We start from the raw sequence: 18,332 nt of genomic DNA, 5'->3' as shown, positions 1-18,332 counted from the left end.
AAATAGAAGGTCGGTGTCAAGAGGTATTGACCCTTTAAAGGCGGGTTTTTAACTTTTCTCGGGGAGGTGAAACTTGAGGCTTAAGAAGAGCTTGGGCCAGCACTTTTTAAAGGATAAGGGAGTTATAAAGAGGATAGTTGACGCCGGAGGTATAGGTCCCGAAGACAGGGTTGTTGAAATCGGGCCCGGCGGAGGGGCCCTAACTGAGGAGATTTTAAAGAGGAACCCTTTAGAGCTCTACCTTGTTGAGATTGACCCAGATTGGGCAGAGTACTTAAAGAATAGGTTCGGTGATAGGGTTAAAGTCTTTAACGCCGATGCTACGACATTTGACTTTTCTTCCTTAGGAGAGAACCTAAAGTTCTTTGGAAATTTACCCTACAACGTTTCAACTAGGATAATCAGGAACCTTTTAGACCACAGGAAGGTAATGAAAAGAGGGGTTTTCATGGTTCAGGACGAGGTTGCCGACAGGTTAACTGCAACCTCTGGCAAGGAGTACGGCTACCTTCCTGCTCTCCTTCAGAACTTTTTCAGGATAAAGAAGCTCTTTAAAGTCCCTCCTAAGGCTTTTGTTCCTCCTCCAAAAGTTATGTCTGCCGTCTTTGAAATGGAGCCGACGGGCTTTAATATGGAGGAGGGGGAGCTCTTAGCATTTGAAAACTTCCTTAAAAAGGCCTTTTCAATGAGGAGGAAGAAACTAAAGAAGAACTTAGGAATAAAGAAATTTCCTCCTCCTTTTTCAGGGCTAGAAGAGAAGAGGGCTGAGGAAATTTCTCCAAAAACTTTTTTTGAACTCTTTAGGGCTCTGTATTTGAATAAAGGAGGCCTTTAGGCCTCCCCGAAGACTCTTTTAAAGATGTAGTCAACGTTTTTTGTGTGGTATGAAAGGTCAAAAATTTCCTCAATTTCCTCTTCTGTTAGAACCTTCCTGACCCTTTCGTCCTTCTTGAGGAGCTCCTTAAACTCTACTCCCTCGTTCCATACTCTCATTGCGTTTTCCTGAACTATAGCGTAGGCCTCCTCTCTCGTTAGTCCTCCCTTCTCAATTAAAGTTAGAAGAACCCTTTGGGAGAAGATTAAACCTTTCAGGAGGTTAAGGTTCTTAAGCATATTCTCAGGGTAAACGATGAGGTTTTCCATTAGGTTTGCGAATTTCTGGAGCATGTAGTCAAGGGCTATACAGGCGTCTGGGAAGACTGTTCTCTCAGTTGATGAGTGGGAGATGTCCCTTTCATGCCAAAGTGGAACGTTCTCCATTCCTACTATTGAGGCACTCCTTACCACCCTTGCAAGGCCGCAGAGCCTCTCTGAGAGTATTGGATTTCTCTTGTGGGGCATTGCAGAGGAGCCCTTCTGTCCCTTCCTGAAGGGTTCTTCAACTTCCCTAACTTCAGTCCTCTGGAGGTGCCTTATTTCGGTAGCGAACTTCTCAATTGATGAAGCAGTTAGAGCAAGGGCGTTTAGGAACTCTGCGTGCCTATCTCTCTGAACTACCTGGTTTGAAGCCTTTGCGTAGTCTATTCCAAGCTTTTTGCAGGTCATCTCCTCAACTCTCGGGTCAATGTTTGCAAAAGTTCCAACTGCTCCAGAAATCTTTCCAACTGCAGCCCTCTTAACTGCAGCCTTTAGCCTCTCGTAGTTTCTTCTCATCTCGTCGTACCAGATTGCCAGCTTCAGGCCGAAAGTTATGGGCTCGGCGTGGATTCCGTGGGTTCTTCCAATCATTACAGTATTTTTATGCTCAAAGGCCCTTTTCTTTATGGCCTCCATTACCCTTTCAATGTCTTTAAGTAGGAGTTCCCCCGCCTGCTTAATCTGGAGAGCAAAGGCGGTATCAAGCATGTCTGACGAGGTCATTCCAAAGTGGAGGTACTTTGCCTCGTCCCCCACTATTTCCTTTATGTAGGTTAAGAAGGCTATAACGTCGTGGTTTGTAACCTCCTCAATCTCTGCAATTCTCTTTGTGTCAAATTCCTTCTCCCCCTCAAGGTAGGGTTTAACCTTTTCCTTTATTTTCTCAACGGCCTCTTTAGGTATTTTCCCGAGCTCTGCCCAGCTTTCAGCTGCAGCAACTTCAACTTTCAACCAGTTCCTCAACTTATTCTGTTCGTCCCAGATTTTCCCCATCTCAGGTAAGGTATAGCGGGCTATCATCTTACCTCCCTATCTGTTTTTTAAGATTTCTTCTGCAGTTTCCTCAGCTGCCTTAGTACAGTCGTTAACTCCAACGCCTGTGTAGGTGTTGTTGCAGAAGTATAATCCACCTATTTCCCTTGCTCTGTTGAAAATCCTTTCAACCCTCTCTGAGTGTCCAAGTGTGTAGTGGGGAATTCCCCTTTCGTGCCTAAATACTTTAATAAACTCAGGAGCTCTCCTTATCTTCATTATCTCTATTAGCTCTTCTACTGCAATCTTTACAAGTTCTTTAGGACTTTTAAGGGCAAGCTCCGGCTGGCGGGCTCCACCGATCATTACCCTTATCAGGGCCTTTCCCTCTGGAGCTCTGTTTGGAAAGACTGAGCTGTCCCATAGAGCTCCAAGTATTTTCCTTCCTTCCTCCCTTGGAACGAGGAATCCAAAGCCGTCAAGGTCGTGCTCTAAGCCCTCTTTTTCAAAGCCTAAAGCGACAACGGATATTGGAGAGTACTCAATTTGAGAGAGGAGGTTACTGATTTCTTCATCAACTTCACTTAAAATCTCTGCTGCTGAGTAAGAAGGAGTTGACATTACAACGGCGTCAAACTCTTCAATTCCCTTTTTAGTTTCAACTATCCACTTTTCACCCTCTTTTCTGAGCTTAGGGCTAACTCCTGTTTCTACGTTTTCCTTCAGCTCACTTTCAAGGGCTTCAATTAGCTGGCTCACTCCCCTTTTAAAGGAGGTTAACTTCCCTCCTGGTCCTGCAGGTCCAGATGAACTCTTACCTTTAGACTCTTTTATTTTTCCTATTAGGCCCTTAATCAGCCCTCCGTACTCCTTTTCAAGCCTATAAATTGCAGGAAAGGCGGCCTTAAGGCTCATTCTCTCAGGGTCTCCTGCAAAGATCCCTGCAACCATAGGGTCAAGCAGTCTATTTAGAGCTTCCTCCCCAAGCCTTCTCCTTGCAAACTGGGCAAGTGTTTCATCCTGACTGTCCCTTTTCGGAGGAACGAGGAGCTCTCCGATCAGCCTTAACTTTCCCCTTGGGGATAGGATTGAAGAGAGAATAAATGATATCGGGTCTTCAGGTAGTCTAACCAGCTTTCCATTTACGTAGATAAACCTTTTTCTTGACTTATCTGAACTTGGGTAGAGCTCTTCCTCTATTCCAAGGGCCTTTACGAGGTTTAAAGTGTAAGGTTTCCCATCTAAGAAACCGTTTGGGCCGGTTTCAACTATGTAGCCCTCCTCGTAAACTGTTCTCATCTTTCCGCCTAATCTCTCCCCTTTCTCAAAGACCTTGACTGCTGCACCGCCCCTTTTAAGGTAGAAGGCGGTTGATAGTCCCGAAATTCCTCCTCCGATTACCGCAACTTTCATTTCTGCCCCCTAAGCTTTTCAACCTCCTCTTTGAGAGCTCCAATTAAGAGGGGGTCTCTATGGTCTAGTTTTACTCTTTTATAGTTAAGGGAGAGTTCCTTTGCCAATTCTCCATACTCAACGTCAAGCTCGTAGAGGGTTTCAATGTGTTCAGAGACAAAGCTCACCGGAAATACTACGACGTTTTTGAAACCTTCTACTTTAACTCTCCTTAACTCTTCCTCCGTGCTTGGCTCAAGCCACTCAATCGGTCCGACCTTACTCTGATAGGAGATTCTGTAGGGGAACTCCTTAAACCCATCCATAACGGCTTCAACAGTTGCCCTTACTTCCTGAGGGTATCTATCTCCCCTTTCTTCAACTATGTACTTTGGAAGGCTGTGGGCAGAAAAGAGGATCACAGTCTCTTTAGGGTTTAGCCCGCTTAATTCCCTCTTTATTGCCCTTCTTATCCACTCAACGTAATTAGGGTTCTTTGCCCAGCTTCTAACCTCTTTAAGTTCAACTTTTCCTTCTAAGTACTTCCTTCCATCCCTAAGGCACGCTCCTGCAGTTGCTATGGAGTACTGGGGGTAGAGCGTTATGTGATAAACTTTTTTAAAGCTTCCTTTTAGAATTTCTTTAGCTACTTTTGAAATAAGGGGTTCTGAGTAGAGCATTCCTACAAATACTGGAATTCCAATTTCCCTTTCTAAGAGCTCCCCCTGTTCAAGGGAGTACTTAACCAGAGGGCTTCCTCCCCCTATTGCTTCGTACTGGGGTTTAACTTTTGGAGTTCTAAATGTAGAAATTAGGTAAGCAAGGGGCTTTTGGAGGAAGGAAGGAACCCCGAAGTTTATCAGGTCTCTATCTGAAAAGAGCCTGTATAGGAAGGGCTTTATCTCTTCTGTTGTTGAGGGAGCTCCCATGTAGCTAATTAATACGGCCTCCTTCAAACTACTCTCCTATTATCTTTATGATGGCCCTCTTTGGCCTTTGCCCGTCAAACTCTGCATAGAAGATTTCTTGCCACGGTCCTAAGTCAAGCTTTCCCTTTGTGATAGGAAGTACTACTTGAAGATGAACCAGGAGGTTCTTAAGGTGAGCATCTCCGTTATCCTCGCCTGTTCTGTGGTGTTTATAGTCGTGACGGAAAGGTGCTAACTTTTCAAGCCACTCCCATATATCTTCGTGTAGGCCTTCCTCATCATCCTGGATGATTACTGCTGCTGTGAGGTGCATCGCTGAAACTAAGCAGAGTCCCTCTTTAACTCCAGACTTTTCTACGGCTTCTTTAACCTTATCTGTAATTCTTATGAGCTCTCTCCTCTTCTTAGTGTTAAAGAGTAAGTACTCTGTGTATGCCTTCATCTCCTCTCCTCAAAGACTTTTAGGGATGAAATTATCTCACAAATAGTTAAATTGAATTAGTAAAGAATAAGGGAGGTGAAGGATGTATGCAGTGGCGATTATAGGGGGAGGTGTTTCAGGGCTTTCCTGTGCGCTTACTTTAGCCGATGGAGGAAGGAGGTTTGAGTTTGCTAAAGGGAAGAAGTTCTTAGTTGTTGACTCAAACTCTTCTGATGCTTTAAAGGCAGTTTTAAATAACGTTCCGGGGGTTAAGAAGGGAACTACGGGGGAGGAGTATTTGGCATTCTTAAGGTCTCAGGTTGAGGAGTTTGAGGAGGTTAACTTAGTTGAAGGTGAAGTCTGTGAGGTTGTAAAAGAGGGGGACAAGTTTAAGGTTATCCTTTCAGATGGAAGGGAGTTTGAATCGGATACTGTAGTCTTTGCAACAGGTTTTCACTCGTTTAACGTTAAAACCGACCTTGTTGAGGTTATTCCCCATCCAAAATCTCCCCGTCCGGGAAAGGTAGCACTTAAGCCAAAAAGTGAGAATGTTTTTGTGTGTGGAAACGCTGCTGGAGAGATTACTATGGTAGCAACTGCAGCCGGTGGCGGTGTTAGCGTTGCTTGCGATATCCTTTCAAGGTGGGCAGGAAAGGTTGTCGTTCCCCACGATTCTATCGGTTAGAAGAACTTCTTTATGAATTCCCTCCAGTTACCCAGGGGAACTTCGGTAAAGTCCTTTGCAAGGTCTGGGTTGAGGAGGTAAACCCAGGCCTCAACCCATTCGTTCATGGGTATCAGCCTGATAGGTTTTAACTTCCTTAAGAAAAAGCTCTCTTCGGGGAACAACTCGTTAAACTCCTCGTAGAGGTCAATTGCCTTTAGTGTAAGGTCGTCAACCCTATAAACTTCTCCAAATATTTCCCCTTCCCCTTCAAGGGCTCCCGGAAAGCCCTCCTCAAGGTGAACAAGCTTTGCCCCGTAGAGTACTCCGTGGGAAACAAACTGAGCGTCAAGTAAAAAGGCGTGGGCTGAGAAGCCCGACATTAAGGTTCCGTATACAAAGAGGAGATGGTTAAACATCAAGGTTCCTTACCTCTTTTGCGAATTTCTGAATGAACTCCCTCCTTGGCTCCACCTTATCTCCCATTAAGACCGTGAATATCTCATCGGCCCTTACAGCATCTTCAACAGTTACCTTGAGTAAAGTCCTGTTTTCAGGGTTCATCGTTGTTTCCCAAAGCTGTTCAGGGTTCATTTCACCAAGACCTTTGTACCTCTGAATGTATATTCCCTCCTTTCCTATGTCTATAAGGTAGTTGTAGAGTTCCTGGGCAGAGCCGAACTCAGTAACCTCACCTTTTTTACCCTTAACTCTGTAAGGTGGAGCTCCCATCCTCTCTTTTAACCTCTTCTTAATTCCCCTTCCCTGCTTAAAGAGGTCGGAGATTAAGAGGTCCTCGTCTATTACTACTTCCTTGGTTAAGTACTTTTCAAAGGGTATTTTAGCTACGATTTTAAACGAACAGTGTTCCTTATCCTCTACAAGCTCAAACTCTGTTCCTTTTAAGTTTTCAGGTAGGTTTTCCTTTAACCTTCTTATTAAACCCTCTGCCTCTTCTTTCCTGTAGAGCTCTTTATAGTCGGCCCCAACTTGAAGTAAGAGGTTAATTAGGTCCTTATCCCTCTTCCTTGATAGAATAGAGACAATCTCCATTAACCTTTTGAGCTCTTTAACTATTTCTTTAGATTCCTCCTCAGGTAAAGGTTCCCCTTCTCCCGATAGAAGTTCCACACTATCTAGGGCAAACTCAAGGACAACGTCCTCAAGCTCTGAGTCGCTCTTTATGTACATCTCCTTCTTGCCCTTTTTAATCCTGTAAAGGGGAGGTTGGGCAATGTATAGGTGTCCCTTTTCTACTATTTCGGGAAACTGTCTGAAGAAGAAAGTAAGCAGGAGAGTTCTAATGTGAGCTCCGTCAACGTCGGCATCGGTCATTATGATTATCTTGTTGTACCTTAACTTACTTATATCAAAGTTCTTTCCAACTCCAGTTCCAAGGGCCGTAATAATTGTCTTAATCTCATCGTTTGAAAGGACTTTCTCAATTCTTGCCTTCTCAACGTTGATAATCTTACCCTTTAGGGGGAGGATTGCCTGGAACTTCCTATCCCTTCCCTGTTTTGCACTTCCTCCTGCACTATCACCCTCTACTAAGAAGAGCTCTGTCCTTTCAGGGTCCTTCTCCGAACAGTCGGCAAGTTTACCAGGAAGGGAGAACTCCTCAAGGGCACTCTTTCTCCTTGTTAGCTCCCTCGCCCTCTTTGCCGCTTCTCTTGCCCTTGCTGCAGTTATGACTTTCTCGGCAATCTTCCTTCCGATGTCCGGCCTTTCCGTTAAGAAGTTCCATAGCTTTTCGTAGACTATTGAAGCTACAACCGGTTTAACTTCTGAGTTTCCAAGTTTTGCCTTTGTCTGCCCTTCAAACTGAGGGTTTGGAATTTTAACGGATATAACGGCTACAAGGCCTTCCCTAACGTCATCTCCAGTTATTGAGAGTTTTGTGTTTTTCGGAATTAGGTTGTTCTCCTCAATGAACTTTGTAATTGCCCTTGTTAGTGCCGTCCTGAACCCTGAAACGTGAGTTCCGCCTTCTCTAGTATTTATGTTGTTTACAAAGCTAAATATCTGTTCTGTGTAGGTTGAATTGTACTGAAGGGCAACTTCAACGAGGATGTCGTCCTTTTCACCGCTTATGTAGATTGGTTCCGGGAAGAGAGGGTCTTTCTTCTCGTTTACCTTCTTAACAAACTCAACAATTCCTCCTTCGTAGTAGAAGACCTCTTTCTTAGGAGGTTCAGTCCTTTCGTCAACCAAGGTTATTCTTAACCCTTTGTTTAAGAAGGCAAGTTCCCTTAACCTGTTTGCTAGGATGTCCCAGCTAAACTCAGTTACTTCAAAGATTTCCGGGTCTGGCTTGAACGTAATTATCGTTCCCCTCTTCTTGCTCTCACCTACACAGGCAAAAGCGGTAACCGGTTTTCCCCTTTCGTAAACTTGTTTATAGACCTTTCCTTCCCTGTGAATTTCAAGCTTTAACCACTCTGAAAGGGCATTGACTACAGAGACCCCAACTCCGTGAAGGCCTCCAGAGTACTTATAGGCCTTCTTCTCAAACTTACCTCCTGCGTGGAGAACAGTTAGGACAATCTCAGCTGCAGGTTTTCCATACTCAGGGTGTATGTCAACTGGGATTCCCCTTCCGTTGTCTGCAACTGTAATTGAGTTATCAGGGTGGATTATTACTTCAATCTCCGTACAGTAGCCTGCTAAAGCTTCGTCAACGCTGTTGTCAACTACTTCAAAGACCAGGTGGTGAAGGCCGTAAACTCCTGTATCTCCGATGTACATTCCCGGCCTTTTCCTTACCGCCTCTAAACCCTCGAGGACCTTTATTGCCGAAGCGTCGTACTTTTCCTGATTTGCCATTTGGCTCCTCTCTTCGTTATTTAAGTAAGGTTAATTTTAAACTTTCTCTACTTAAAGTAGAGCCGGAGCTACCGCCCGAAAGAGAGTTTTTAATTTAGCTTGCTTTTCTCTTTGCTATTAGCTGCTCAATAATCTTAGAGGCCCATTCCTGAGTTAGGAGGTTGAAGTTTAGGTTTGAGATGTCGGTCCCTGTTTCCTCAGCTAGCTTCTTTATAAACTCAACCTGCTTTGAAGTTGCTTTGAGCTCAAGCTTTTTCTCTTTTTCAGCCTTTGGTAGGAGCTCTGAGAGCTCTCCCCTGTAAGCTTTCCTTCCGATTGAGAAAAGGGAGAGTGCCTTTTGAATTGCATCTGTGGTTGCTCCCTTTAAGGCATCTCCGGGGGTGTAGTTTTCGCTTCCTCCAAAGGCCTCTTTAAAGGACTCAGTATCCCCCAACCAGAGTCTGATTTTTACCCAGGCAAGGTAGCGGGTCTCTCCTTTCCTGTTCTCAACTGTACTTACAGAGTACTCTACTATTTTGTATCCCCAGTTGTTGGCTCCTATAACGCTGTTTAGGGCATCTATTACAGATTGGGGCTTGTAACCGTAGAGGGTTCTTCCTCTGCCGGGAACTTCCTGAACTGCGGAAGCTCCTTCCTTTTCTAAAATTTTGTCGACTTTTTCTACAATATCTTTCCAGTAGTTCTCTTTTTGAGCCATTTTGACCTCATTGATTTGGTTAAGGAGGGCAGGAGCTCCGGCAGGGAGTTTTCTATTGAGAATTTCTATAGTGAAATATAGGATAAATTAATACTTATTCAACTACCTGGAGGTCTTATGAATCCAAGGCGTAAGTTCCTTCTCTTTCTTTCTGGAGTAGCTATCTCTCCCTTTGCTGCTGCCCTTTTCTACGCTGAACCTAGGGCGAAGAGGGAGAAGTACGAGATAGGGAAGAGTGTTGATTTAGATAGAGTTACATTCCTAAAAGGAAAATATGGAGGAACCCTTTACTCAGCAACCTCTTCAGACCCGAAGACTTTTAACCTCGTTGCCGCTCATGAAACCTCCTCTACAGAGGCAGTCGGAGAACTCTTTGAAGGGTTAACTGAAATTGATTTAAAAACTCTAAAACCGGTTGGAGCCCTCGCAGAGAGTTGGGAGTTTAAGGATGGTGGCCTTAGGTGGATTTTCTATTTGAGAAAGGGAGTTAAGTGGTTTGACGGAAAGGAGTTTACTTCAGACGATGTAGTTTTCACCTACAACAGTATTTACTTTAACCCAAAGATTCCAAACTCTACAAAGGATACCTTTATGATTGGTGGGAAACTCCCTAAAGTTAAAAAGCTTGATAAGTACGCAGTTGAATTTATACTCCCAGAGCCCTTTGCCCCTCTCCTTTATTCTCTCGGAGCTCCCATCTTCCCAAAGCACATAGTTGAAAAGCCTGTAAAAGAAGGAAGGTTTTTAGAGTTCTGGACGATTTCAACTCCCCCTGAAAAGCTCGTTGGAACGGGACCTTATAAGCTCGTTAAGTACGTTCCCGGTCAGTATTTAGTTTATGAGAGGAATAGGAACTACTGGAAGAGGGACGATTGGGGAAACTTCCTTCCTTACGTGGATAGAAAAGTGAAGTTTATCCTTCCCGATGCGAATACTCAGCTTTTGAAGTTTAAAGCAGGAGAGGTTGACTTCTACTCAATTCACGGTGAGGATTACCCGGAACTCAAGGAGAAAGAGAGAGAGGGCAGATACACAATCTACAACTTAGGTCCTTCCCTAACTGCCGACTTTATCTGCTTTAACCAGAACCCTAAAGCCCTTCCCAAATGGAAGTGGAAGCTCTTTTCAAACAGGAAGTTCCGCTGGGCTATATCCCATGCCGTAGATAGGATGGGTATAATCCTTACCGTATACAACGGCCTCGGCTACCCAGTCTACGCTCCCGTAACTCCTGCAAATAAAATCTACTGGGACTCAAGTTATCCGAAGTTTCCCTACAACTTAAAGAGGGCAAAGGAGCTCCTTCTACAGTTGGGGCTTAAGGACAGGAACGGCGACGGTTGGCTTGAGACTCCAGAAGGTCATACCGTAGAGATAAACCTCCTTACAAACTCCAATAACCCTGCGAGAGTTCAAATTGGAGCGATTCTAAAGTACGATTTAAAGAAGCTTGGGATAAAGGTTAACTTTCAACCCCTAGACTTTAACACCCTCGTTGAGAAGCTCCTCCACACTTACGACTTTGATGCAGTAATAATAGGTTTAACCGGTTCTGTTGACCCAAACGGAGGTAGAAACGTGTGGATGAGTAGCGGTCAACTCCACATGTGGAATCCTAACCAGAAAGAGCCTGCAACTGAGTGGGAAAAGGAAGTGGACGAACTCTTTGAAGAGGCAGCAAGGACCCTTGACTTTAAAAAGAGGGTGGAGCTCTACAAAAAGGCCTACTACATAATAGCCTATCAACAGCCGTTAATCTATATAGCTGCTCCCTTAGTTCTGGAAGCTGTTAGGAATAGGGTTAAGAACTACTTTCCTACCGTTTGGGGTGCTTACAAACCTGAAAGGATTTTTGTTAGTAGCGAAGGAGAAGCCAGAGGCCAAAAATGAGACCTAGCGCTGAAATTGAAAGGGGAATCTGTTTATACTTCCTGTAAAAGGAAAACTTCCTTGATAGTTTCTTAGCAAAGAGGAGCCTTAAAATCCCATTGACGGTAAACAGAATTCCAATTAAGGAGAGCTCAGGTACCCTCCAGTTGTTTAATATTAGAGTTGGAACTCCTAGAAATAGTGAAAACCAGGCCGATATTAATAGGAACTCCTCCCTTCCCATCATTTCAAGGACCATGTCACAGATGGAGGGTTTAATCAGATAGGTTCCGCAGATAAGGACTAACCACCATCCCCATATTTCTGCAAGTTCCATCTTCTCCTCAGTTAAGGAAGAATTTCTTTAAAATGTAGGTTGATACTGCAACCTCAATAACCTTAATGGAAATGGAGATCGCTATCAGTTTCCTCTTGGGGATTTTTCTTATCTTCTCAATTAAACTTTTGACTCTTACCTTCATAATAGTAATTCTATAGGAAAATTAGAATTTATAACACCTAAGGAGGTACTTTTGGAACTGAAAATCTACGGTAAGAATGCGGTTGTTGAGGCTTTAAAATCTGGTAGGTCTGTTGAGAAAGTTTACCTTCAGTACGGAAAGTTCTTTGAACCTGAGTTTCTGAACTTCCTAAAAGAAAGGGGAGTAAAGTATCAGTGGGCGAAGAAAGAGCAGTTAAGGAAACTTGTAGGTAAGGAGAAACATCAAGGGATTGTTGCCCTTTTGTCACCTATTGAGTATTCCTCAGAACAGGAGCTCTTTAGGGATACTCTAAAGAAAAACTCTTTCTTCGTTGCCCTTGATGGAGTAACAGAGCCCCAGAACCTTGGAACAATTGCAAGGACTGTTGAAAGTTTTGGAGGTGTTGGACTCCTTTTACCTGAAAAGGGAAGTGCACCTTTAAACGAAGTGGCCCTAAAGGCTTCATCAGGTTCCCTTTTCCACCTAAAGGTTGTTAGAGTTGAGAATTTAAGTTCATCGCTCTTAAAGTTTAAAAGTCAAGGAGGAAGGGTTTACTCTGTTGAAACTGGAGGAAAGGATATTAGGAGCGTGGAGTTTAGGAGACCCCTATGCTTGATTATGGGTTCTGAAGGGAGAGGGATTGGGGAGGAGCTCTTAAGTATTTCAGATGAAGTAGCTACTATCCCAACTGTTGGAAAGACTCCTTCCCTAAACGTTTCCGTTTCCTGTGCAATTGCCGTTTGGGAGCTCTTTAGGCGTTAAGGTGTTTTTGTATGTGAACAGGAAAAGAGAGAATTCCAGGAGATTTAGCTGGATATTTGTGTTTTTTGTTAAAATAGTAAAACTTTGATTAGTCAAGTTAAACAGAACTTAAGGCACTTTTTTCTAATTCCGGTACTTTTAGGTTTACTGGGAGGCCTTTCTGCCTTTCTTTTTAGGGCTCTTATTTCCCTTTTTAATTCCCTATTTAACAGTTCTTTTGGATCGCCCGCTTACTACCCTTTTGTTATACCTATCATCTTCTCGATAACTTTCCTAATTTCAAGGAAACTCCTAGTTTCTCCAGAGAACGTTACTATTGATGAGATAGCCAGGAAGGTTGCCCTTGAGAGGGGAGGGTTTGACCCGAAGAAAGGTCTTTTAATTCTCGGTTTTACCTCCTTTAACATCGGTTTTGGAGCTCCAGTCGGAAGAGAGGGTCCTATTGCAAAGCTGGGAGGAGTTTTAGCAGAACTGGTTAATAAAGTGCTGAAGGTTGATGGCCTTCACTTTCCCATCTACCTTACCTGCGGTATCTCTTCTGCCCTCTCGGCAACCTTTAACGCTCCGGTAGCTGCCGTGCTCTTTGGTGCAGAGGTAGTACTGGGTAAAATCAACAGCTACATACTCATCCCTTTAATTGTCTCATCAGCTACGGCAACCGTCGTTGCCCGTTACTTCTTGGGAGACTTTAGGGCTTTTTGGGTGCCTCACCTCTCTTACGACTCCTCCGAACTTCCCCTTTTCCTCGTAGTGTCTGTTTTGGCTGCTGCTTCTGTCCTTTTAATTCTCAACCTCCTTAAATTCTTTACCTATTTACGCTCTTCCCTTAAGGACTACTGGTACTTTGCCGTTATAACTTGTGGCCTTTTGGTAGGTTTTCTCCTGTGGATGTTCCCTCAGACTGTCGGAGTCGGATACGAACAGGTAACTTTACTCTTTAAAGGGGCCTACTCTCCCGAGAAGGCCGGTGAGATTGCCTTTATTAAGGCCCTTGCAGTTTGTCTTACTTTTGGGAGTGGGGTCTTTGGAGGGTTTATGGCTCCGGCAATTTTTATCGGAGCCTTTGGAGGTTTTTCGGTAGGCTCCTTCATCTCTTCCACTCCCGGAGCTTTTGCCCTTGCAGGAGCCGCTGCATTTCTAACCGGTATCTCTGGGGCTCCCCTCCGTTCCTCCCTCATTATAGTTGAGCTAACTCACAGTTATCAACTAATAGTTCCAATACTTTTTACTAGTGCGTTTACCAACTACTTTTTGGGAGCTTTCTCCCAAGTAAGGTTCTTTAAGAGAACCCTTTACCATAAGGGTATTGATGTAGAAAAACTTTTCCCTGTCAAAGAGGTTTCCATTGGTAAGTTTGTAACCTTTGTTGAGCCTGTTAATGAGAGCTCTCCAGTATCCCTCTTAAAGGAAAGGTTTTTAAAGGAGGCAGAGAGGTACATTCCTGTTGTTAACGATGACAACCGTTTGGTAGGAATCGTCTCTGTGAGGGATTTGAGGTTAACCCTCTTCTTTGGAGAGGACCTTAAAGTAAGGGACGTTATGACCAGTGAACCTTTCTTTATCTACAAGGACTCTTCCCTTTCTGACCTTATAAAGGCCATATCCCTCCTTGACAGAGGTAAAATTCCAGTAGTTGAGAGGGATAGGTCTTACGTTGGGATGTTTAGCTGTGATGACTTCTTAAAGGCCCTTACCTTCAGGAAGTAAGTGTAGTAGAATACCTTTTACCACTTCTGGGGGTGTAAGATGCTTTTTAAAAAACCTCAGGTAGCTTTCTATCCCTTTATGGTTCTAAGGGACGACTACAAGTGTGTAAGGTGTAAATCCTGTGTTGACCAGTGCTCCTTTGATGCCACCTACTTTGACGAGGACCTTAACATGGTGATGAACCGGAATGAGAACTGTGTAAACTGTAAGAGGTGTGAAGCTTTCTGTCCAACAGATGCAATTAAGGTTGTAAAGAATCCTTCAACCTTTCACCCCGATGCCAACTGGACTGCTGAGGCAATAAGGGATATTCACGTTCAGATGTTGACAGGAGCGATAATTCTAACTTCAACCGGAAACGATAAGCCCGTAAAGAACTACTTTGACCATTTACTCCTTGATGCCTGTCAAGTTACAAACCCTCCAATTGACCCGTTAAGGGAACCTATGGAACTCAAGACTTTCATAGGCCGTAAAACAGACCAGCTCCAGTTTGACTCTGACGGCGTCTCAATAAAGACTACGATAGGGAAGCAGCTTAAGCTTGAGATACCCGTCCTCTTCTCTGCGATGAGCTACGGTTCCATTAACCTGAACCTTCAAAAGGCTATGGCAACTGCTGCAAGGGAGTTTGGAACTTACTGGAACACCGGTGAAGGTGGCCTTCACAAGTCTTTAAGGGAGTTTAAAGACTGCACTATAGTTCAGGTTGCTTCAGGTCGTTTCGGAGTTGACATTGACTACCTTGAAACTTCTGCAGCTATTGAGATAAAGATCGGTCAAGGGGCAAAACCCGGTATCGGTGGACACCTTCCCGGAGAGAAGGTTAACGAAGGTATTGCCCAGACCCGTATGATACCTGTAGGTTCTGATGCAATATCACCTGCACCTCACCACGACATCTACTCAATTGAAGACCTACGTCAGCTTATTTACGCCCTTAAGGAGGCAACCAACTACGAAAGGCCGGTCTTTGTAAAGATTGCTGCAGTCCACAACGTGGCTGCAATTGCCTGCGGAATTGCCCATGCTGGAGCTGATGCAATAGTTATTGACGGTGTAAGGGGTGGAACTGGAGCTACTCCCAAGTCCTTAAGGGACCACGTAGGTATTCCTATAGAGCTTGCCATCGCTGCTGTTGACGATAGACTTAGGAAGGAAGGTTTAAGGAATGAAGTCTCCCTCATAGCAGCCGGAGGTTTCAGAAGCGCGGTTGACGTTTTAAAGGCAGTGGCTCTTGGAGCCGACGCTGTTTATATAGGAACTGTTGCTAAGCTAGCTGCCGGTTGTACTCAGTGTCAGCAGTGTCACACCGGTAAGTGTGCTTGGGGAATTACTACAAACGATCCAAAGCTTGCAAAGAGGCTCAATCCGGATATAGTTGCTGAGAACCTCTATAACCTACTAAGGGCCTGGGCTCACGATATTAAGGAGCTCCTAGGAGCTATGGGTATAAACGCGATTGAGTCAATTAGAGGTAATAGGCTCAGGCTTAGGAGCTGGGGCTTAACAGAGCAGGAAAACAAAATCCTCGGCGTTCTGCCGGCAGGAATGTAGGGGTCAGAAGATGGGAAATAAGAGGAAGCTAAAGAAGGTCTATCCAATAGAAGAAAACTGTATCTCCTGTCGCTACTGTGAAGTGGCGTGCACTATGGTTCACAGTAAGTCCAAAGACCCACTTAAGGCCTATAAGCTTGAAAATCTCCTTCCCCGTGCAACTGTAGAGGTAAAGGGTGCTGTTTCTCTATCTGTTATGTGCCGTCACTGTAAGCATCCTTTCTGCTTTGATTCATGCATATCCGGTGCAATTCAAGTTGGGGAGAAGGGACAGGTTTACCTTGATGAGGAAAAGTGTGTCGGCTGTTGGAACTGCGTTTTAGTCTGTCCCTTTGGAGCAGCCCATCCGTACATAACTGAGGAGAAGGGGCACTCGTTTAAGTGCGACCTCTGTAAAGATAGAGGATTTCCAGCCTGTGTTGAGGCTTGCCCTAACAGAGCTCTCGTATACGACTTTGAGAGGTAGAAAAGAGTAAATAGCGAGAGGTGCTTTATGAAGTACGTCATTGTTGGTAACAGCGCTGCTGCGGTAGGTTGTATAACTGGAATAAGGAAAGTTGATAGAGAATCTCCCATAACTGTTATCTCCTATGAGAGCTCCTGCTACTCAAAGCCGATGATTGCCGATGTTCTGGTTGATATACCTGAAGATAAGTTAATCTACAGGGATGAGGACTTCTTTAAGAGTAATAATGTTGAGCTAGTTTTAGGCCACAGGGCAGTCGAAATTAACACTGACTCAAAGGTTGTAGTTCTTGATTCAGAGGAGACGGTTCCTTACGATAAACTCCTCATATCAACAGGGGCTAAGCCCTTTATTCCTCCAATCTCCGGGGTAGATAAGAAGGGCGTTTTTACTTTTACAGAGCTCTCTTCAGCCCTCTCCTTTAAGAACTACATAAAGGAAAACGGCTTAGAGGAAGTTGTAATAGTAGGTTCAGGTTTTATAGGACTTGAAGTAGCATACTTCCTTGCGAAGTTGGGCATTAAGGTAACCGTCGTTGAACTCCTTGAAAGAGCTCTTGCAAGGGCTATTGACAAAAAGGGTTCGGAGATTGTTGAGAAACTTTTAAGAGAGGAAGGAGTAGAGTTTATCTTTAAGGACAGCGTTTCTGAGATTTTGGGAGATGAGAAAGTATCGGGCGTTAAACTTGGTAGCGGTAGGGTCTTAAAGGCAGGAGCAGTTGTTGTTGCTGTTGGAGTTCGTCCAAATACGGAGCTTGCACAAACTGCAGGAGTAAAGGTTAACTTAGGAATTGAAACAGACGACCACATGGAAACCTCAGTTAAAGATATATTTGCTTCCGGTGATTGTGTAGAGTGCCTTGACGTAACCGACGGTAAGAAGAAACCCCTTCCCCTCTTTCCCCTTGCCTTTGAGCAGGGATTTGTTGCAGGTCTGAATATGGCAGGAAAGAGGATGAAGTACTTAGGAGGGCTCCCTCTTAACTCCTTAAAGTTCCTTCCAGTTCCCGTTCTAAACGCAGGAATAGTTAATCCTCCCGATTCATCTTACGAAGTTTTAGTAAACGATAGGTTTGATGACAAGGGTTTTTATAGGAAAGCAGTAATCAAGGATAGCAACTTGGTCGGTTTTGTCGCCGTTGGCCAGATTGACAGGGTTGGAATCTTAACGAACCTTATTCGCCAGAAAATAGACGTTTCTGAGTTTAAAGAGAGGTTAATTGAGCTTGACTTTGGACTTGTTGACCTTCCCCAGTGGTGGCGGGAGGAGAAGTTAAAGAACGATAAAACCGCCTATAAGGACTGGAGGGCTGTATAATGGCTTGCTGTTACTCTGAGATGTCCGGCTGTGGTCTTTCAGGGATAGTCAATAGGAACGGAGAGGCCATAAGCGGTAAGTTTATATATGAGTCCATCTCTTCAATGAAAGAGCGTGGAAACGGAATGGGGGCAGGTTACGCTGCCTACGGAATTTACCCGGATATGAAGGAGTTTTACGCCTTTCACGTTATGCTTGATGATATTGACTGTGAGTCTGAAGTTAATGCAGTTCTTAGCCGCTCATTTAAGATTGTAAAGAGTGAAATGATACCTACAAAGAGCGTTCCTTCTCTGTATAAGAAAACAAAACCTCCCGTTTTCTACCGCTACTTCGTTGAGCCGAAGGAAGATGCGAAACTTCCTATGGAGACTGAAGAAGACCTTGTAGTTAGAGTAGTAATGACTATAAACGAGAAAGTCAAAGGGGCTTACGTTATCTCAAGCGGTAAGAACATGGGGGCCTTTAAAGGAGTAGGCCATCCTGACGAAATTGGAGATTTCTTTGAGATAAAGGAGTATAAAGGATACATTTGGCTTGCCCATACACGCTTCCCTACTAACACTCCCGGCTGGTGGGGAGGAGCTCACCCCTTTACTCTCCTTGATTGGGCTATAGTTCACAATGGAGAGATAACTTCGTACGGAACGAACAAACGCTACGTTGAGATGTACGGGTATAAGTGTACCCTCTTAACGGATACTGAAGTTGCAGCCTACCTCTTTGACCTTCTCTTTAGGAAACATAGACTGCCCATAAGGGCAGTCTTTATGGCTATGGCCTCTCCTTTCTGGAAGGATATAGAGCACTACAGAGAGATCGGAATGGAGAAAATTTACACTATGGCAAAAATGATAAGGACGGTTTACTCCTCTGCAATGCTTAACGGTCCCTTTGCAATGCTCTTTGCTTTTAAAGATGGAGTTATCGGATTTAACGATAGGATTAAACTCCGTCCTTTCGTTGCAGCTGAGAAAGGGGATACAGTCTACATGGCCAGCGAAGAGTCCGCTATTAGAATCATTTGTCCTGAACCTGACAGGGTTTGGATGCCAAAGGCAGGAGAGCCTGTAATAGCTCTTTTAAACCACTGTAAAGAGGAAGATGTATGTTATCCTGCTTAAGGGGTTGAGA

The 18,332-nt window shown here is 44.3% G+C and carries 18 protein-coding genes; 9 read left to right on the top strand and 9 right to left on the bottom strand.

Translation table 11 applies throughout. The annotated features are described in order from the left end of the window. Nucleotides 1-73: 73 nt before the first annotated feature. Complete coding sequence (rsmA, locus tag C7457_RS04225; protein ID WP_121170305.1) at nt 74-835, top strand: 16S rRNA (adenine(1518)-N(6)/adenine(1519)-N(6))-dimethyltransferase RsmA; 762 nt, start codon at nt 74-76, stop codon at nt 833-835. On the opposite strand, the gene purB is transcribed toward rsmA, so the two are convergent. The 4 genes from purB to C7457_RS04205 are packed head-to-tail and all read right to left on the bottom strand — an operon-like array spanning nt 832 to nt 4,872. Continuing rightward, nucleotides 832-2,157 carry an adenylosuccinate lyase gene (gene purB, locus C7457_RS04220; RefSeq protein WP_121170303.1) on the bottom strand — a complete coding sequence of 442 codons (1,326 nt, stop codon included), beginning with the start codon at nt 2,155-2,157 and terminating at the stop codon, nt 832-834. The two genes, rsmA and purB, sit on opposite strands and share 4 nt — an antisense overlap. Before the next feature lie 9 nt (nt 2,158-2,166). After that, on the bottom strand, nt 2,167-3,522 hold the full coding sequence (hemG, locus tag C7457_RS04215) for a protoporphyrinogen oxidase (RefSeq protein WP_121170301.1): 1,356 nt from the start codon (nt 3,520-3,522) through the stop codon (nt 2,167-2,169). Next, nucleotides 3,519-4,457 (bottom strand): ferrochelatase, encoded by a 939-nt coding sequence (gene hemH, locus C7457_RS04210; protein WP_121170299.1) that lies wholly within the window; start codon nt 4,455-4,457, stop codon nt 3,519-3,521. The genes hemG and hemH overlap by 4 nt, the downstream gene beginning before the upstream one ends. 1 nt (nt 4,458) lies before the next feature. Continuing rightward, nucleotides 4,459-4,872, bottom strand: coding sequence for a secondary thiamine-phosphate synthase enzyme YjbQ (locus tag C7457_RS04205; protein ID WP_121170297.1), 414 nt, complete (start codon nt 4,870-4,872; stop codon nt 4,459-4,461). Nucleotides 4,873-4,954: 82 nt separating this feature from the next. Here C7457_RS04205 and C7457_RS04200 point away from each other — a divergent pair, with 82 nt between their 5' ends. Further along, complete coding sequence (locus tag C7457_RS04200; RefSeq protein ID WP_121170295.1) at nt 4,955-5,536, top strand: FAD-dependent oxidoreductase; 582 nt, start codon at nt 4,955-4,957, stop codon at nt 5,534-5,536. Here the strand turns inward: C7457_RS04200 and C7457_RS04195 are convergent. The 3 genes from C7457_RS04195 to C7457_RS04185 form a co-directional block, all read right to left on the bottom strand. Continuing rightward, nucleotides 5,533-5,934 carry a gamma-glutamylcyclotransferase family protein gene (locus tag C7457_RS04195; protein WP_121170293.1) on the bottom strand — a complete coding sequence of 134 codons (402 nt, stop codon included), beginning with the start codon at nt 5,932-5,934 and terminating at the stop codon, nt 5,533-5,535. The genes C7457_RS04200 and C7457_RS04195 overlap by 4 nt on opposite strands. Further along, entirely contained in the window at nt 5,927-8,341 is a 2,415-nt protein-coding gene (gyrB, locus tag C7457_RS04190) for a DNA topoisomerase (ATP-hydrolyzing) subunit B (protein ID WP_121170291.1), read from the bottom strand. Before gyrB ends, C7457_RS04195 begins: the two co-directional genes overlap by 8 nt. A 94-nt stretch (nt 8,342-8,435) precedes the next feature. Then, nucleotides 8,436-9,038 (bottom strand): Rad52/Rad22 family DNA repair protein, encoded by a 603-nt coding sequence (locus C7457_RS04185; RefSeq protein ID WP_121170289.1) that lies wholly within the window; start codon nt 9,036-9,038, stop codon nt 8,436-8,438. Between the two features lie 117 nt (nt 9,039-9,155). On the opposite strand from C7457_RS04185, the gene C7457_RS04180 reads away from it, so the two are divergent. Beyond that, on the top strand, nt 9,156-10,928 hold the full coding sequence (locus tag C7457_RS04180; RefSeq protein WP_121170287.1) for an ABC transporter substrate-binding protein: 1,773 nt from the start codon (nt 9,156-9,158) through the stop codon (nt 10,926-10,928). On the opposite strand, the gene C7457_RS04175 is transcribed toward C7457_RS04180, so the two are convergent. Further along, nucleotides 10,894-11,244, bottom strand: a complete 351-nt coding sequence (locus C7457_RS04175; RefSeq protein WP_121170285.1) for a hypothetical protein — start codon at nt 11,242-11,244, stop codon at nt 10,894-10,896. The two genes, C7457_RS04180 and C7457_RS04175, sit on opposite strands and share 35 nt — an antisense overlap. Before the next feature lie 7 nt (nt 11,245-11,251). Next, nucleotides 11,252-11,389, bottom strand: a complete 138-nt coding sequence (locus tag C7457_RS08760; protein ID WP_170137348.1) for a hypothetical protein — start codon at nt 11,387-11,389, stop codon at nt 11,252-11,254. A gap of 51 nt (nt 11,390-11,440) precedes the next feature. On the opposite strand from C7457_RS08760, the gene rlmB reads away from it, so the two are divergent. The 6 genes from rlmB to C7457_RS04145 all read left to right on the top strand — a co-directional run bounded on the left by rlmB (nt 11,441) and on the right by C7457_RS04145 (nt 18,322). Further along, a complete protein-coding gene (gene rlmB / locus C7457_RS04170) occupies nt 11,441-12,151 on the top strand; it encodes a 23S rRNA (guanosine(2251)-2'-O)-methyltransferase RlmB (RefSeq protein ID WP_211321812.1) in 711 nt (236 codons plus the stop codon). Between the two features lie 84 nt (nt 12,152-12,235). Continuing rightward, nucleotides 12,236-13,858, top strand: a complete 1,623-nt coding sequence (locus C7457_RS04165; RefSeq protein ID WP_121170283.1) for a chloride channel protein — start codon at nt 12,236-12,238, stop codon at nt 13,856-13,858. Between the two features lie 39 nt (nt 13,859-13,897). Beyond that, nucleotides 13,898-15,415 (top strand): glutamate synthase-related protein, encoded by a 1,518-nt coding sequence (locus C7457_RS04160; protein WP_121170281.1) that lies wholly within the window; start codon nt 13,898-13,900, stop codon nt 15,413-15,415. A 10-nt stretch (nt 15,416-15,425) separates the two neighbouring features. Next, nucleotides 15,426-15,881, top strand: coding sequence for a 4Fe-4S dicluster domain-containing protein (locus C7457_RS04155; RefSeq protein ID WP_121170279.1), 456 nt, complete (start codon nt 15,426-15,428; stop codon nt 15,879-15,881). 27 nt (nt 15,882-15,908) lie between these two features. After that, nucleotides 15,909-17,198: an NAD(P)/FAD-dependent oxidoreductase gene (locus tag C7457_RS04150; RefSeq protein ID WP_121170277.1), complete on the top strand. Its 1,290-nt coding sequence runs from the start codon at nt 15,909-15,911 to the stop codon at nt 17,196-17,198. Further along, nucleotides 17,198-18,322, top strand: a complete 1,125-nt coding sequence (locus C7457_RS04145) for a class II glutamine amidotransferase (RefSeq protein WP_121170275.1) — start codon at nt 17,198-17,200, stop codon at nt 18,320-18,322. Before C7457_RS04150 ends, C7457_RS04145 begins: the two co-directional genes overlap by 1 nt. Nucleotides 18,323-18,332 lie beyond the last annotated feature (10 nt).

Origin of the sequence: Thermovibrio guaymasensis (assembly GCF_003633715.1) — a bacterium.
Taxonomy (GTDB): Bacteria; Aquificota; Aquificia; order Desulfurobacteriales; family Desulfurobacteriaceae; genus Thermovibrio; species Thermovibrio guaymasensis.
This window is presented reverse-complemented; position numbering and strand designations above follow the sequence as displayed.

Coding starts and splice junctions, on each gene's coding strand:
- C7457_RS04200 (WP_121170295.1), top strand. CDS start 4,955: ATGTATGCAGTGGCGATTATAGGGGGAGGTGTTTCAGGGCTTTCCTGT.
- C7457_RS04160 (WP_121170281.1), top strand. CDS start 13,898: ATGCTTTTTAAAAAACCTCAGGTAGCTTTCTATCCCTTTATGGTTCTA.
- C7457_RS04150 (WP_121170277.1), top strand. CDS start 15,909: ATGAAGTACGTCATTGTTGGTAACAGCGCTGCTGCGGTAGGTTGTATA.
- purB (WP_121170303.1), bottom strand. CDS start 2,157: ATGATAGCCCGCTATACCTTACCTGAGATGGGGAAAATCTGGGACGAA.
- gyrB (WP_121170291.1), bottom strand. CDS start 8,341: ATGGCAAATCAGGAAAAGTACGACGCTTCGGCAATAAAGGTCCTCGAG.
- C7457_RS08760 (WP_170137348.1), bottom strand. CDS start 11,389: ATGAAGGTAAGAGTCAAAAGTTTAATTGAGAAGATAAGAAAAATCCCC.
- C7457_RS04185 (WP_121170289.1), bottom strand. CDS start 9,038: ATGGCTCAAAAAGAGAACTACTGGAAAGATATTGTAGAAAAAGTCGAC.
- C7457_RS04205 (WP_121170297.1), bottom strand. CDS start 4,872: ATGAAGGCATACACAGAGTACTTACTCTTTAACACTAAGAAGAGGAGA.
- C7457_RS04145 (WP_121170275.1), top strand. CDS start 17,198: ATGGCTTGCTGTTACTCTGAGATGTCCGGCTGTGGTCTTTCAGGGATA.
- C7457_RS04195 (WP_121170293.1), bottom strand. CDS start 5,934: ATGTTTAACCATCTCCTCTTTGTATACGGAACCTTAATGTCGGGCTTC.
- C7457_RS04175 (WP_121170285.1), bottom strand. CDS start 11,244: ATGGAACTTGCAGAAATATGGGGATGGTGGTTAGTCCTTATCTGCGGA.
- C7457_RS04155 (WP_121170279.1), top strand. CDS start 15,426: ATGGGAAATAAGAGGAAGCTAAAGAAGGTCTATCCAATAGAAGAAAAC.
- hemG (WP_121170301.1), bottom strand. CDS start 3,522: ATGAAAGTTGCGGTAATCGGAGGAGGAATTTCGGGACTATCAACCGCC.
- C7457_RS04180 (WP_121170287.1), top strand. CDS start 9,156: ATGAATCCAAGGCGTAAGTTCCTTCTCTTTCTTTCTGGAGTAGCTATC.